Origin of the sequence: Mycobacterium noviomagense (assembly GCF_010731635.1) — a bacterium.
GTDB classification, from domain to species: Bacteria; Actinomycetota; Actinomycetes; order Mycobacteriales; family Mycobacteriaceae; genus Mycobacterium; species Mycobacterium noviomagense.
The window spans coordinates 3,050,093-3,064,226 of sequence record NZ_AP022583.1 but is presented as its reverse complement, the minus strand read 5'-3'; the positions used below and the strand labels follow the sequence as shown (position 1 = coordinate 3,064,226).

Genomic DNA, 14,134 nt, shown 5'->3' with positions numbered 1-14,134 from the left:
ACAGTGGCATTGACGCATTTATCCGGTTGAGTCGTTACAGATTGCTGATGGCTGTCTTCGCGACATAGTTGACGTCTTCGAACGCGTGGCTGGTCACCTCGAAAACGCAGGTCGTTGTAGTCGCCGTCGCTGTGCCGCCAGCTACCTTCGCAAGCCAGGCGTGGTCTGAACCTGCGTGGGCTTCGCCCAAACCTGGCGTAGCAATTTTGTTATGCATGTTTGTCCCAACTGTCGCATGGGTAACTCCAGTAACAGGGTCGGCCTGGCCGGCCCTCCACAACAACAAAGAAAGAGCGGAATGGAACATCCATATGAATACTGTCCTGTACTTCAGCCCCACGGGCCTCGCCTTTGAGACCCGTGCGTTCAGCAAGGCCGACATAGCTGATCTCGTTAACGACTGTGGCCTTGAAAGTCTGACCAGCACCGACGGACAATTCGACTTCTGGTTCACCCCCTCGACCCAGCGGTGCCAACGTCGGCCCAACCGTAGTGCTACTGAATTGCTCTTGGCGACAACCAGGTTCACGGCCAAAACAGTGCCGCTGCTCCGCGGCGGAGTGGTTGTCGCCACCCATGACTCAGACGGCGACCTCGACGGGCTCAGCTGGCAGCAGCTGGACCGTTTGGTTCAGCGCAGCCGCTCACTGACCAAGCGCGACGACCGGGTCCTCAACCGCCGGATCATGCGCGATCTTCGCCGCCAGCGCCGCCACATCGCTCAGTCCGCGGCCAGTCGCCAGCAGACGAGTGTGCATGGTACGCAGCCGGCTGGCCCGGTACTCATGTGGCACTGACACCCCCGGCCGCCTGATCTGCCAGGTCTGGCGGGCAGAGTGCTCCGAAGGGCATGAAAACAGCCCTCGGAGCGTTCTCCGAGGGCTGTTTCGTTTGGTAGCGGGGACAGGATTTGAACCTGCGACCTCTGGGTTATGAGCCCAGCGAGCTACCGAGCTGCTCCACCCCGCGTCGGTAAATGCAAGGTTACCGAAGACCCGCCACGGCGGCCAAATCCATCGCGCTAGGCCTGTCGGCGCGCCTGGCGAGAGTGCGCACAATGCCACGGTTTACGGCGTGTCGGCGTGCAGACACGCACGCTCGCGGAAAGGGGGCGGCTCGCTACTTGGTGTTGTTGAACTTGGTGATGGCGTCGTCGAGCCGCTGCAGTGCGGCGCCGTAGGCGGCGAAGTCGCCCTTCTTCTGCGCGTCGCGCGCCGCGCCGATCGCCGACTGGATCTCTTTGAGCGCGGCCGCCTTGGCCGCCGATAAGGTGCTGGCCCCGTTGGGTGACGGGGGCACGGCCGCCGCGGCCGGTGGTGGCGGGGCCGTCGGAAGGGAATCGGCGGGCGCCCGGGATCCCCCTGCCGGGCTGGGCGGCGCACCGGCGTCGGCCGGTGCGATTTCGGTCGCGGTGGCGCCTGCGCCCGGGCCGAATATCCCGGTGAGTGCGTCGCTGACCGTAGGCCCGTAGCCGACCTTGTCGTTGTACATCATCGCGACTCGGATCAGCCGCGGATACGACGAGGCGGCATCGCTGGCGCCCGGAGAGGCGTAGACCGGCTCGACGTACAGCAGCCCGCCCTGGGCCACCGGCAAGGTGAGCAGATTGCCCCAGCGGATGCGGTTTTGGTTGTCACGTCCGATCACGCCGAGGTCCTGCGACACCGCGGTGTCGGTGGTGATCGCGTTATTAGCCAGTTTGGGTCCGTTGACTTGTCCCGGGATGGTCAGCACGGTGATCTTGCCGTAGGTCGCCGGATCAGAGCTGGCACTGATGTAGGCGGCCAAGTAGTCGCGTTTGAACCGGTTCATCGCGCTGGTCAGCTGATACGACGCCGAATTGTCGCCTTTGGCAAGGTTTTTCGCGACGATGTAGTAGGGCGGCTGGTAGCTGCTCGCGGTCGGGTTCGGGTCCAGCGGCACGTCCCAGAAGTCCGACGTGGAGAAGAACGTCACCGGGTCGTTGACGTGGTATTTCGCCAGCAGCATCCGCTGAACCTTGAACAGATCCTCGGGATAGCGCAGGTGCTCGGCGAGGTCTGGAGTGATCTCGCTCTTGGGTTTGACGGTGCCGGGGAACACCTTCATCCACGCTTTGAGCACCGGGTCCTTCTCGTCCTGCGCGTAGAGCGTGACGGTGCCGTCGTAGGCGTCGACGGTGGCCTTCACCGAGTTGCGGATGTAGGAGACCTGTTTGTCGGGAGCAAGCCGGTTGAACGCCACCTCGTTGGAGTCGGCGGTCGCCGAGGACAGCGAGGTCAATTCCGAGTACGGGTAGTTGTCCAGCGTGGTGTAGCCATCGACGATCCACACCAGCCGCTTGTTGACGATCGCCGGATACACGCTGCTGTCGGCGGTCAGCCACGGCGCCACCGCTTCTACCCGCTGCGCGGGATCACGGTTGAACAAGATCCTGCTGTTGGAGCCGATCACGTTGGAGAACAGGAAATTACGTTCGGCGAACTTGGCCGCGAACACGCTGCGCGACAACCAGCTTCCGATCGGCACTCCGCCGGTGCCGGTATAGGTGTAGTTCTTGGTTTCGGTGTTGGTCTCGTAGTCGTATTCTCGGTCTTTGCCGTTCTTGCCGACGATCGCGTAGTCGGCTGCGGTGTTGGAGATCACCGGTCCGAAGTAGGTGCGCGGCTGGTCCAGCCGAGCCGGGCCGTCGGAGAGCACGGTGCCGTTGGCACCGACGACATTGACGAGAAACTCTGGGTAGCCGCCGTTTTGGTTGGGATCATTGGCAATACCGCGGACCGTGTTGGCCGGTGACGCGATGAACCCGTTGCCGTGCGTGTAGACGGTGTGCCGGTTGATCCAGTCCCGCTGGTTGTCGATCAGTCGGTCCGGGTTGAGTTCGCGGGCAGCGACGACGTAGTCGCGCAGGTTGCCGTCGCGGTCGACATAGCGGTCAATGGACAGCTGGTCGGGGAAGTAGTAGAAGTTCTTGCCCTGCTGGAACTGGGTGAACGCGGGGCTGACGATCGTTGGGTCGAGCAACCGGATGTTGGAGGTGGTGGCCCGGTCGGCCGCGACCTGCTGGGCGGTGGCCTGAGAGTCGCCGCTGTAGTTGCGGTAGCTGACGACGTCATCGGTCAGCCCGTAGGCCTGCCGCGTCGCGGTGATACTTCGGCTGATGTATTCGCTTTCCTTTTGCGCGGCATTGGGTTTGACGCTGATCTGCTCGACAATCAGCGGCCAGCCCGCGCCGACGATCAGGGAGGACAGCAGCAAGAGCGCCAGCCCGATCGCCGGGATCCGCAAGTCCCGCAGCGCGATCGCCGAGAACACGGCGGCCGCGCATATCAGTGCGATCGCCACCATGATCAGCTTTGCCGGTAGCACCGCGTTGATGTCGGTATAGCCCGCGCCGGTGAACGGCTTGCCGCCGCGGGTATGGGAAAGCAGCTCGTAGCGGTCCAGCCAGTAGGCCAGCGCCTTGAGCAGCACCAGCGCCCCGACTAGGCTCATCAGCTGGATCCGGGCCGAGCGGCTCAGCGCGCCAGTACGCCCGGCGAGCCGGATCCCGCCGAACACGTAGTGCGCCACCAGGTTCGCCACAAACGCGAGGAAAACGGCGACGAACAAATAGCTGAGCACCAGACGGTAGAACGGCAGCTCGAACGCATAGAAGCCGAGATCCTTGCCGAACTGCGGATCTCTGATCCCGAAGTCACCGCCGTGCAGGAACAGCTGAATCCGCACCCAGTAGGTCTGCGCGATGATCCCGGCCAACAAGCCGATCACCGCAGGGATGCCGATGGCGAGCACCCGCAGCCGCGTCATCACCACAGCGCGATACCGAGCCACCGGGTCGTTGCCGTCGCTGGGTACAAACACCGGCCGGGTGCGGTACGCGAGCGCCAGACCGCCGAACACTATCCCGCCGACCAATAGTCCGGCGACCAGAAACACCACCAGCCGGGTGACCAGCACGGTGGTGAACACCGAGCGGTACCCGAGTTCGCCGAACCACAACCAATCCACGTACCCGTCGATGAGTCGCGGCCCAATCAGCAGCAAGACGATGACAACAAGTGCGATCGCGATGAGTGTCCGGCTGCGCCGGGTCAGCTTTGGCATCCTCGCGGCGGGCCGCATCGCCACTAGCTACGCTCCCTGCTCGATGTTGACGGTGGCCGTCGGCGGTTTGGTGGATGGTCACAACTGTACGCACCCACGCGCGCGTCGTCGCCGGGCTAGCAGCTCGGCGGTTGGCCGCCCGTGGCCAGGGTGTGCAGCGCGTCCACTGCCTGACCCAGAGTGTCGACCTTCACCAGTTGCAGGCCGGGGAGGTTGTCGGCATTGGCCTCGTAGCAGTTCTTCGCCGGCACCAGAAAGACGCTCGCCCCGGCCTCGCGCGCGGCCACCATCTTGTGCACGATTCCGCCGATCGGGCCCACCTTGCCGTCGGCAGTGATCGTGCCGGTGCCCGCGACGAACTTCGAGTCGACCAGGTCTCCGGTCGTCAGCTTGTCGATAACGGCCAGGCTGAACATCAGCCCCGCCGAAGGGCCGCCGACGTTCGCGAGGTTGAAGTCGATAACAAACGGTGCCCACGGCGCGTCCAGCACCGCGACACCTAAAAAGCCGTACCCGCGACCTGGCTTGGAGCCCAACGTTATCCGCGCAACGCCTGCAGGCTCATTCTTGCGGCGGTAGTCGATCAGCACGAGCTGACCGGGTTTGGTGTTCTTCAGCATCGACGTGAACTGGTCCACGCTGGTCACCGGTGTGCCGTTGACCGCGTCGATCGCGTCGCCGGCCTTGAGTTTGCCCACCGACGGGCCGGGATCGGTGACCGCGGCAACAGTGACGGCCTGCGGGTACTTCAGGTAACCCAGTGCGGCGTACTCGGCGCTGTCCTCGGATTCCTTGAAGTCGGCGTTGTTCGCCTTGTCGACTTCTTCGCGTGACTTGCCAGGTGGGTAGACGAGATCGCGCGGCACCAGTTGCTCGCGTCCCGACAACCACAGCGTCAGCGCTTCCCCTAAGGTCAGCCCGTCGCGCTGGGACACCGTCGTCATGTTCAAGTGACCCGACGTCGGGTGCGTTTGGGTGCCCTCGATGTCGACCACCTGTTTGCCGTCCACTTCCCCGAGGGTGTCGAAGGTCGGACCGGGACCCAGTGACACGTAGGGCACCGTCACGACCGCGAGGAGCACACCGAACACCACGATCGGCACCAGCGCCACAATCAGCGTCAGAATCCGCCTGTTCACGTTGCTAACCCTAAAGGGGTCGGCTGAGTGGCCTGTTTTCTCGGCGGGCAGCGGTTCACTCACAGCGTGATGGCGGACGCGCACCGAGCGTCCCCGATGAGTAACGTTGAGGTCATGGCTGACCTGCCGTTCGGCTTCTCCGCCGGAGAAGACCCGGACCGCGACAAGGGGAAGAATGACCCCGAATCCGGCTCCGGCTCGTCTGACCCATTCGGTTTCGGCGGGAACTTCGACATGGCCGACCTGGGCCAGATCTTCACTCGCCTGGGCCAGATGTTCAGCGGTGCCGGCAGCGTGATGACGACCGGCCAGGCGGCCGGCCCGGTGAACTACGACGTGGCCCGCCAGCTCGCGAAAAGCTCGATCGGTTTCGTGGCGCCGATCCCGGCTGCCACGAACTCGGCCGTCGGCGATGCGGTGCATCTGGCCGAGACGTGGCTGGACGGGGTGACCGCCATCCCGGCGGGCACCACCAAGGCCGTCGCCTGGTCGCCCAACGACTGGGTGGACAACACGCTCGACACGTGGAAGCGGCTATGCGATCCGATGGCCCAGCAGATCTCCACGGTATGGGCGGCGGCGCTGCCCGAGGAAGCCAAGAATATGGCTGGTCCGCTGCTATCGATCATGTCTCAGATGGGCGGCATGGCGTTCGGCTCGCAGCTGGGCCAGGCGCTGGGCCGGTTGTCGCGCGAAGTGCTGACCTCCACCGATATCGGCCTGCCGCTGGGACCGAAGGGGGTCGCGGCGCTCCTGCCCGAGGCTATCGAGGCGTTCGCTGACGGCCTCGAGCGGCCGCGCAGCGAGATCCTCACGTTTCTGGCGGCGCGTGAGGCCGCGCACCACCGGTTGTTCAGCCATGTGCCGTGGCTGGCCAGTCAGTTGCTCGGCGCGGTCGAGGCCTACGCCAAGGGCATGAACATCGACATGGCGGGGATCGAGGAGTTGGCCCGCGACTTCAACCCGGCCTCGCTGACCGATCCGTCGGCTGTCGAGCAGCTACTCAACCAAGGAGTCTTCGAGCCCAAGACCACACCGGAGCAGGTGCAGGCGCTTGAGCGGTTGGAGACTCTGCTGGCGTTGATCGACGGCTGGGTGCAGGCGGTGGTGAGCGCGGCGCTGGACGACCGGATTCCCGGTGCCGCCGCGATCAGCGAGACGCTGCGCCGGCGTCGCGCCACTGGCGGGCCCGCCGAACAGACCTTTGCGACGCTGGTCGGCCTGGAGCTGCGGCCGCGCAAGCTGCGCGAGGCTGCCGCGCTGTGGGAGCGTCTGACGCAGGCCGCCGGTATAGACGCGCGCGACAAGGTATGGCAGCACCCCGATCTGCTGCCGGCATCGGAGGATCTCGACGAGCCGGCCGCCTTCATCGACCGGGTCATCGGCGGCGACACCAGCGGTATCGACGACATGCTCGCCGAATTCGAGCGCGGCATCGACGAGGGCCACGACGGCCCGGACGGCCCTGTGGACAACTGAGCGCCGGGTAGCGCCCGGCGTGACACAGTCAGCTGTGCCGCAATCGAACAACCCGCCGGCGTCGGTGTACGCGCTGGACCCGGCGATGCCGGTGCTGTTGCGTCCCGACGGTGCCGTGCAAGTGGGTTGGGACCCACGACGGGCAGTGCTGGTACGCCCGCCGCGCGGGCTGACGGCTGGAGGGCTCGCCGCGCTGCTGCGATCCATGCAATCGCGGATATCGCTGACCGAGCTGCAACGGCAAGCCGCCGACCACGGTCTGGCGGATGCCTACGAGCTTGCCGGGTTGATCGCCCAACTCGTCGGCGCCGGCGTGGCGACGCAGCGTCGCCCGCAACGCAGGGGACGGTCGCCGTCGATCCAGGTGCACGGCCGCGGGCCGCTGTCGGACCTGCTAAGTGAAGGTTTGCGCTGCTCGGGTGCGCGTATTCGGCGCAGCAGCCAGCCGCACGCGGCGCCGACCGCCGGGCGCACCGACCTGGTGGTGCTGTCCGACTACCTGGTCGCCGACCCACGGATGCTGCGCGATTTGCACAGCGACGGCGTCCCGCATCTACCGGTCCGGGTGCGCGACGGAGTGGGCCTGGTCGGTCCGCTGGTGATACCCGGGATGACCAGTTGTCTCGGTTGCGCGGACTTACACCGGCGTGACCGCGACGCCGCGTGGCCAGCGGTCGCCGCGCAGCTGCGTGACACCGTCGGCGCCGCCGATCCAGCAACGCTGATGGGCACGGCAGCGCTCGCGCTGAGCCAGGTCAACCGGGTGATCGGGGCCGTGCGCGGCATAGACCCGCCCGACCCAAGCCCACCGGCGGCGCTGAACGCGACGCTGGAATTCGATCTGAACGCCGGCTCGATTGTGGCGCGGCACTGGTCCAGGCACCCAATGTGTTCCTGTTGACATCCGTCGTTGCCAGATCGATGCCCTCGAGTTGACGCCCGTCATGGATGATGGATCTGTGACAGACATCAAACGTGGGCGCGCGGCCCGGAATGCGAGGCTGGCCGGCCTGTCGGTCGGCATCGCCGGCCGCACCGCGCTCGGGTTCGGCAAGCGACTGACCGGCAAGTCGCAAGACGAAGTCAACGCCGAGTTGATGGAAAAGGCCGCCAACCAGCTGTTCACCGTGCTAGGTGAGCTCAAGGGCGGCGCGATGAAGGCCGGCCAGGCGCTGTCGGTGATGGAAGCCGCGATCCCCGAGGAGTTCGGCCAGCCGTATCGCGAAGCGCTCACCAAACTGCAGAAGGACGCTCCGCCGCTGCCGGCCCACAAGGTCCATCGGGTGCTCGACGCGCAGCTGGGCACCAAGTGGCGCCAGCGATTCATCGACTTCAACGACACCCCGGTGGCCTCGGCCAGCATCGGGCAGGTGCACAAAGCGGTGTGGCACGACGGCCGCGAGGTTGCCGTCAAGATTCAGTACCCGGGTGCCGACGAAGCGTTGCGGGCCGACTTGAAGACATTGCGGCGCATGACCGGAGTGGTCAAGCAGCTTGCTCCGGGCGTGGACGTTCAAGGCATCGTCGACGAGCTGATCTCGCGCACCGAGATGGAACTGGACTATCGGCTGGAGGCCAACAACCAGCGCGCGTTCGCCAAGGCCTATCACGACGACCCGCACTTCGTGGTGCCGCACGTCGTTGCCAGCGCGCCCAAGGTGGTGATCCAGGAGTGGATCGACGGCATTCCGATGGCCGAGATCATCCGCAACGGCACAGTCGAACAACGCGACCTGATGGGCACCCGGCTGGCTGAGTTCACCTTCGACGCGCCGCGGCGCCTGGAGATGATCCACGGCGATGCTCACCCCGGCAATTTCATGTTGTTGGCCGATGACCGGATGGGTGTCATCGACTTTGGCGCGGTGGCACCGCTGCCCGGTGGTTTTCCCGTCGAGCTGGGTATGACGATCCGGTTGGCCCGCGAGAAGAACTACGACCTGCTGTTACCGACGATGGAGAAGGCCGGCTTTATACAGAAGGGTCAGCACGTGTCGGTGCGCGACATCGACGACATGCTGCGCCAGTACGTCGAACCGATCCAGGTCGAGGTCTTCCACTACACGCGCAAATGGCTGCAGCGGATGACGGCACGCCAGATCGACCAGTCGGTGACCCAGATCAAGACGGTGCGGCAGCTGGATCTGCCGGCCAAATTGGCGATCCCGATGCGGGTGATCGCGTCGGTGGGCGCGATCCTGTGTCAGCTGGACGCGCATGTGCCGATGAAGGCGCTGTCCGAGGAGCTGATCCCCGGCTTCGCCGAACCGGACACGGCAGTGGTCTAGCTTCGGCGTCAGGCGGCGACGACCTCCTTGCGCGGACGTCCGCGGGGCCGCTTGCTGCTCACAATCGTTCCGCGCTCGAGGATCTGACCGCCCCACACACCCCACGGCTCGGCGCGTTCCAGCGCCTCGGCCAGGCACCGACGCCGGATGGGGCAATGCGCGCAGAGCGCCTTGGCTCGCTCGAGATCGGCTGGGCTGTCGGCGAACCACAAGTCGGGGTCGCGATTACACGGCAACTCCGGCCGGGTCTCTTCGCCGACGGTCAGGGTCGACATGTGGGTTCACCTGCTTCCTGGTCGAGGTGGGTGTCTTGTCGGCAGATCCGGACCAGGTGGTGAGCGAAGAAGACAATGGCCACGGGATCTTTCGGGTCCGTGGCCAGCTGTACTGGTTAGCGGGTACTTACGTGAAGCCCCGACCCACGGACGGGTCGCTCGCGGCGGCGGTGCGACGCTTGCGCGCTGCCGCTGATGCGGCGACCGCGGTGGCGGGATGGGCGGCATGCAGGGCGCCGGGCGCGACTACGAACACGTCGCGGTTGATCATCGTGGCGCCCTCCTCTCCGGCATGCTTGACGCGCGCAGCGTCGTGAGTGTGGCTCGAGGCTAACCGGTAGCAGGCCTAACCGACAACCGATTTTCTGAGCTGGGGATTTGGTGGCGATTCTATTGGCTGCCGTTGCGGACTAGCTCCAGGACATCGGGCCCGAACTGCTCAAGCTTGCGGGCACCGATGCCGGGGATTGCGACCAGCGCCGCCTCGTCGGCGGGCCGCATCTCGGCGATCGCGGTCAGCGTGTTGTCGGTGAAGACGATATAAGCGGGAACCTTCATGTCCTTGGCGGTGCGCAGCCTCCAGTCCTTGAGCCGCTGCAGCAATGCCTCGTCGAGATCGCCGGGGCATGTCTCGCAACGACGTAACAGCACCGCCGCCGGGGTGGTCAGCACGCCATTGCAGATCCGGCACCGCGGCGCAGCACCGCGAGCCCGCCGCGGCTTGGCCGGCGTCGTGTCGGCATCCGTCTGCGGTGCGATGCCGTTGAGGAACCGCGACGGCTTGCGGCTCTGCCGCCCGCCGGGATTGCGGGCCCTCGCCCAGCTCAGCGCCAAATGCACACGCGCCCGGGTGATTCCCACGTAGAACAGTCGGCGTTCCTCTTCGACCGGTTCGCTATCGGCGCCGTGGGCCAGCGCATGCGAGATGGGCAGGGTGCCGTCGGTCAAACCGACCAAAAACACCGCGTCCCACTCCAGTCCCTTCGCGGCGTGCAGGGACGCCAGCGTGACGCCTTGCACCACCGGCGGGTGGCGGGCGTCGGCGCGCACGCGAAGTTCGGCCAGTAGACCCGGCAGATCCAGCTGCGGGCGTTGCGCCACCTCGTCGTCGACCAGTTCGGCCAGCGCGGTCAGGGCCTCCCAGCGTTCGCGGGCCCGCGTGCCGGCCGGTGGCTGCGCCGTGAGCCCTAGTGGTTCGAGCAGGCCGCGCACCAGCTGCGGCAGCTCGCCTTCAGCGCCGCGGTCCGCTGCTCGCTGCAGGGCCAGCAACGCCTGCTTGATCTCCTGGCGGCTGAAGAACCCTTCGCCACCGCGAATCTGGTACGGGATGCCCGCCTCGGTCAAAGCCTCCTCGTAAACCTCCGACTGCGCGTTGATGCGATACAGCACCGCGATCTCCGCAGCGGGCGTGCCGGCCTCGATGAGCTTCGATATCGACGCCGCCACTGCCGCGGCCTCGGCGACCTCGTCGGGGTATTCGTGAAACGACGGGCTGGGGCCGGGGTCGCGCTGCCCGGTCAAATGCAGCTTGCTGCCCGCCATCCGGCCGCGGGCCGCGGCGATCACCCGATTCGCCAGCGACACCACCTGCGGGGTGGACCGATAGTCCCGCTCCAGTCGGACCACGGTGGCTTCGGGGAATCGCCGCGAGAAGTCGAGCAGGTAGCGCGGCGTGGCCCCGGTGAACGAGTAGATGGTCTGGTTGGCGTCACCGACGACGGTCAAGTCGTCGCGATCGCCCAGCCATGCTGAGAGCACCCGCTGCTGCAGCGGCGTCACGTCCTGGTATTCGTCGACGACGAAGCAGCGGTAGCGGTCGCGGAATTCCTCCGCGACCGCGGCGTCGTTTTCGATGGCGGCCGCGGTGTGCAGCAGCAGGTCGTCGAAGTCGAGCAGAGCCACCCCGTCGCCGCGGGTCTTGAGGCTCTCGTAGGCCTCGTACACGGCCGCGACTTGCGCGGCAGACAGCGGGATGTCCCGGCCGGCCTGCGCCACCGCCGACGGGTACTGCTCGGGGCTGATCAGCGACGCCTTGGCCCACTCGATTTCGCCCGCGAGGTCACGCACGTCGTCGGTGGTGGTCTGCAGCCCGCTTCGGTTGGCGGCGCGGGCGACGACTGCGAACTTGGTGTCCAGCAGCTGCCAGCCCCGGTCTCCGACGACCCGCGGCCAGAAGTACCGCAGCTGGCGATGCGCGGCGGCGTGAAACGTCAGCGCCTGCACGGCACCGACCTTGGCGCCGGTCTGGGCGGCGGCGTCGAGTGCGCGCAGCCGCGAGCGCATCTCCCCCGCGGCACGCTGGGTAAACGTGACCGCCAGCACCTGGCCGGCAGCGACGTGGCCGTCGGCGACCAGGTGCGCGATCCGGTGGGTGATGGTGCGTGTCTTGCCCGTTCCGGCCCCGGCCAGCACACACACCGGTCCGCGCGGTGCCAGCACTGCCTCGCGTTGCTCGTCGTCAAGGCCGGCGATCAACGGGTCTGCAGTCACCGGCATGGTGTCCATCTTGGCAGCGGCCACCGACAAACCGGCGGCAGCGCCACGCCGCGGTCTGGAGTTGGTGCAATAGCGACGGCCTCATTTATGTTGGACCGGCTATGACTGATGCTCTTACGGCTCCGCTCACGATTTATACGACGTCGTGGTGTGGGTACTGCCATCGGCTCAAGACCGTGTTGAAGACTGCCGGCATCTCCTACGACGAGGTCGATATCGAACAAGACCCTGCAGCGGCGGAGTTCGTCGGTTCGGTCAATGGCGGCAACCGGACCGTTCCCACCGTCAAGTTCGCTGACGGGTCGACGCTGACCAACCCCGGTGTCGGCGAGGTCAAGGCCAAGCTCGCCGATCTGAGCGGTTAGCTCGTCAGTCCCGGGCTGCCCACGACTCGATGATCTGGCGGGCGATCGAAACCGACCCCGGCAGAAGGAGTTTGGACTCCGAAGCACTTGTCCAGTCACCGGCGTCCAGCGAATCGCGTACTTCGTCGCGGGTGAACCACTCGGCTTCGGCGATCTCGCCGTCGTTGAACGAGAACGATTGATCGGGGTCGCCGATGGCGTGGAAACCTACCATCAGCGAGCGCGGAAACGGCCACGGCTGGCTGCCCAGGTAGCGCACATCGCGCACAGTCAACCCGATTTCCTCGCGGACTTCTCTGACGACACAGAGCTCGAACGACTCGCCGGCTTCGACGAATCCGGCCAGCAACGAAAACCGGCGCTCCGGCCAGACCGCCTGGCGGGCGAGCACGGCGCGGTCCCCGCCGTCGTGGACGAGGCAGATCACCGCGGGGTCGATGCGCGGAAACTCCTCTTGTCCGGTGAGCGGGTTGATTCGGGCCCAGCCGCTCCTGGCGGGCTGGGTCGGCGTGCCGTCCACGGGCGAAAAGCGCGCGCTGTCATGCCAATTCAGCAATGCGGTGGCGCACGACACCAGCTGGGCGCTGAGGTCGTCGAACAGCTGCCCCCCTCGGCGCAGGTCGGCCACGCGTACGTCGGCGTCGTCGGGCGCCTGCAGCGGGCTCCGGATCGCCCAGACGTGGCGGCCGCCGTGGATGCGGCCGAGGAACACCGCATCGCGTGGCGGCTTGTCGCCCAGCGCGGTTGCTGCGTCGAAGAGCACTCGGCCGTTGGCGACGAGCACCTGATTGCGTGAATCGACCCGCAGCACAGCGGCTTCCGCCCAACCTGCAATGGCGGCTTGGACGTCGGTGCGCACGTGATCGGCTCGGTCGGCGCCCACTCGAGACAGCAGCGGAACGCTGCGCAGCTGAAAGTCGGCCACTAGTGACCCGCGCTGCGGATGTACAACAGCCGGTCGGTGGCCTCGATCGCGTCCACCTCGGGGGCGTCGACACGCAGCAGATTGCCGTCGCGAACCACGCCGAGCACGATGTCGCGCAGGTGCCGCGCCGACCCGCCCACCTCGCTCTGCTCGACTTCGCGTTCAGCGATAGCGAACCCCGCCTCCGGCGTGAGGAGGTCCTCGATCATTTCCACGACACTGGGCGTGGTCGTGGCGATGCCGAGCAATCGGCCGGCAGTCTCCGAGGACACCACCACCGAGTCCGCGCCTGATTGCTGCAGCAAGTGCTGGTTCTCGGCTTCCCGGATCGAGGCGACGACCTTGGCCTTCGGCGCGATCTCTCGCGCCGTAAGGGTGACCAGCGCGGCGGTGTCGTCACGGTTGGCGGCCACGACGATTGAGGCTGCATGCTGCGCCCCTGCTAAGCGCAGCACATCGGCTTTGGTCGCGTCACCGTGCACAGTGACCAGGCCAGCGGCCGACGCGTGGTCCAGGGCGGCTTGGTCGGTGTCGACGACGACGATGTCGCTGGGTGCCGCTTCGTCGCTGAGCATGGCGGCGACCGCGGTCTTGCCTTTGGTGCCGTAGCCGATGACGACGGTGTGGTTGCGCACTCTGCTCCTCCAACGCTGGATCTTCCATCCCTGCCGCGACCGCTCGGAGAGAACCTCGAGCGTCGTGCCGACCAACACGGCCAGGAACGCGATTCGCAGCGGCGTCATGACCACGACGTTGACCAGGCGGCTGTATTCGGTGATGGGCGTGATGTCGCCGTAACCGGTGGTGGACAGCGACACCGTGGCGTAGTACACGGCGTCCAGGAAGGTCAGCGGGCCGCCCTTCAGGTCGCGGTAGCCGCCGCGGCCCAGATAGACGATCACAGCGGCGGCGAGCAATACCACCACGGCGATGACGACCCGGCGCACGATGATGCGCACCGGGCTGACAGGGCTTTCCGGAATTCGCAACACGCCGACCAATGCATGCCCGGGTCGGGCGGTCAGCGTGTCATCGAGACCGGCCAACCTATCTTTCGCCATGGCCATCCGTCATCACCTGG

Annotated in this window: 12 protein-coding genes and 1 tRNA gene; 5 read left to right on the top strand and 8 right to left on the bottom strand. The window is 66.3% G+C overall.

Going from position 1 to position 14,134, the window contains the following annotated elements; genetic code table 11:
- Window positions 1-311 precede the first annotated feature (311 nt).
- The gene (locus G6N15_RS14380; protein WP_083086253.1) at window positions 312-797 is read left to right on the top strand and encodes a hypothetical protein; all 486 of its coding nucleotides are present in this window, start codon (window positions 312-314) and stop codon (window positions 795-797) included.
- A gap of 95 nt (window positions 798-892) precedes the next feature.
- Here G6N15_RS14380 and G6N15_RS14375 read toward each other — a convergent pair.
- From G6N15_RS14375 to G6N15_RS14365, 3 genes are all read right to left on the bottom strand, one after another.
- A tRNA-Met gene (locus G6N15_RS14375) sits at window positions 893-969 on the bottom strand.
- Window positions 970-1,119: 150 nt separating this feature from the next.
- Window positions 1,120-4,110, bottom strand: coding sequence for a UPF0182 family protein (locus G6N15_RS14370; RefSeq protein ID WP_083086255.1), 2,991 nt, complete (start codon window positions 4,108-4,110; stop codon window positions 1,120-1,122).
- Between the two features lie 92 nt (window positions 4,111-4,202).
- Window positions 4,203-5,225 (bottom strand): YlbL family protein, encoded by a 1,023-nt coding sequence (locus tag G6N15_RS14365; protein WP_083086257.1) that lies wholly within the window; start codon window positions 5,223-5,225, stop codon window positions 4,203-4,205.
- Window positions 5,226-5,321: 96 nt separating this feature from the next.
- Between G6N15_RS14365 and G6N15_RS14360 the strand changes: the two genes are divergently transcribed.
- From G6N15_RS14360 to G6N15_RS14350, 3 genes are all read left to right on the top strand, one after another.
- Window positions 5,322-6,704: a zinc-dependent metalloprotease gene (locus G6N15_RS14360; protein ID WP_083086432.1), complete on the top strand. Its 1,383-nt coding sequence runs from the start codon at window positions 5,322-5,324 to the stop codon at window positions 6,702-6,704.
- 85 nt (window positions 6,705-6,789) lie between these two features.
- Complete coding sequence (locus G6N15_RS14355) at window positions 6,790-7,605, top strand: cyclodehydratase (RefSeq protein ID WP_083086434.1); 816 nt, start codon at window positions 6,790-6,792, stop codon at window positions 7,603-7,605.
- A 43-nt stretch (window positions 7,606-7,648) separates the two neighbouring features.
- Window positions 7,649-8,992, top strand: a complete 1,344-nt coding sequence (locus tag G6N15_RS14350) for a macrolide-binding ATPase MABP-1 (RefSeq protein ID WP_083086259.1) — start codon at window positions 7,649-7,651, stop codon at window positions 8,990-8,992.
- 8 nt (window positions 8,993-9,000) lie between these two features.
- On the opposite strand, the gene G6N15_RS14345 is transcribed toward G6N15_RS14350, so the two are convergent.
- The 3 genes from G6N15_RS14345 to G6N15_RS14335 all read right to left on the bottom strand — a co-directional run bounded on the left by G6N15_RS14345 (window position 9,001) and on the right by G6N15_RS14335 (window position 11,763).
- On the bottom strand, window positions 9,001-9,267 hold the full coding sequence (locus G6N15_RS14345; RefSeq protein ID WP_083086261.1) for a WhiB family transcriptional regulator: 267 nt from the start codon (window positions 9,265-9,267) through the stop codon (window positions 9,001-9,003).
- Window positions 9,268-9,394: 127 nt separating this feature from the next.
- Window positions 9,395-9,538: a hypothetical protein gene (locus G6N15_RS14340; RefSeq protein WP_163748083.1), complete on the bottom strand. Its 144-nt coding sequence runs from the start codon at window positions 9,536-9,538 to the stop codon at window positions 9,395-9,397.
- A gap of 119 nt (window positions 9,539-9,657) precedes the next feature.
- A complete protein-coding gene (locus tag G6N15_RS14335) occupies window positions 9,658-11,763 on the bottom strand; it encodes an ATP-dependent DNA helicase UvrD2 (RefSeq protein WP_163748081.1) in 2,106 nt (701 codons plus the stop codon).
- 101 nt (window positions 11,764-11,864) lie between these two features.
- Here G6N15_RS14335 and mrx1 point away from each other — a divergent pair, with 101 nt between their 5' ends.
- Window positions 11,865-12,128 carry a mycoredoxin Mrx1 gene (mrx1, locus tag G6N15_RS14330; protein WP_083086263.1) on the top strand — a complete coding sequence of 88 codons (264 nt, stop codon included), beginning with the start codon at window positions 11,865-11,867 and terminating at the stop codon, window positions 12,126-12,128.
- Window positions 12,129-12,132: 4 nt separating this feature from the next.
- Here the strand turns inward: mrx1 and nudC are convergent, their stop codons facing one another.
- Complete coding sequence (gene nudC, locus G6N15_RS14325) at window positions 12,133-13,053, bottom strand: NAD(+) diphosphatase (protein ID WP_083086265.1); 921 nt, start codon at window positions 13,051-13,053, stop codon at window positions 12,133-12,135.
- Entirely contained in the window at window positions 13,053-14,120 is a 1,068-nt protein-coding gene (locus G6N15_RS14320) for a potassium channel family protein (protein ID WP_083086267.1), read from the bottom strand. Before G6N15_RS14320 ends, nudC begins: the two co-directional genes overlap by 1 nt.
- Window positions 14,121-14,134 lie beyond the last annotated feature (14 nt).

Excerpts from the sequence above, each read along its gene's own strand:
- G6N15_RS14380 (WP_083086253.1), top strand. The coding sequence starts at position 312 with ATGAATACTGTCCTGTACTTCAGCCCCACGGGCCTCGCCTTTGAGACC.
- G6N15_RS14360 (WP_083086432.1), top strand. The coding sequence starts at position 5,322 with ATGAGTAACGTTGAGGTCATGGCTGACCTGCCGTTCGGCTTCTCCGCC.
- G6N15_RS14355 (WP_083086434.1), top strand. The coding sequence starts at position 6,790 with ATGCCGGTGCTGTTGCGTCCCGACGGTGCCGTGCAAGTGGGTTGGGAC.
- G6N15_RS14350 (WP_083086259.1), top strand. The coding sequence starts at position 7,649 with ATGGATGATGGATCTGTGACAGACATCAAACGTGGGCGCGCGGCCCGG.
- G6N15_RS14345 (WP_083086261.1), bottom strand. The coding sequence starts at position 9,267 with ATGTCGACCCTGACCGTCGGCGAAGAGACCCGGCCGGAGTTGCCGTGT.
- G6N15_RS14340 (WP_163748083.1), bottom strand. The coding sequence starts at position 9,538 with ATGATCAACCGCGACGTGTTCGTAGTCGCGCCCGGCGCCCTGCATGCC.
- G6N15_RS14335 (WP_163748081.1), bottom strand. The coding sequence starts at position 11,763 with ATGCCGGTGACTGCAGACCCGTTGATCGCCGGCCTTGACGACGAGCAA.
- mrx1 (WP_083086263.1), top strand. The coding sequence starts at position 11,865 with ATGACTGATGCTCTTACGGCTCCGCTCACGATTTATACGACGTCGTGG.
- G6N15_RS14320 (WP_083086267.1), bottom strand. The coding sequence starts at position 14,120 with ATGGCCATGGCGAAAGATAGGTTGGCCGGTCTCGATGACACGCTGACC.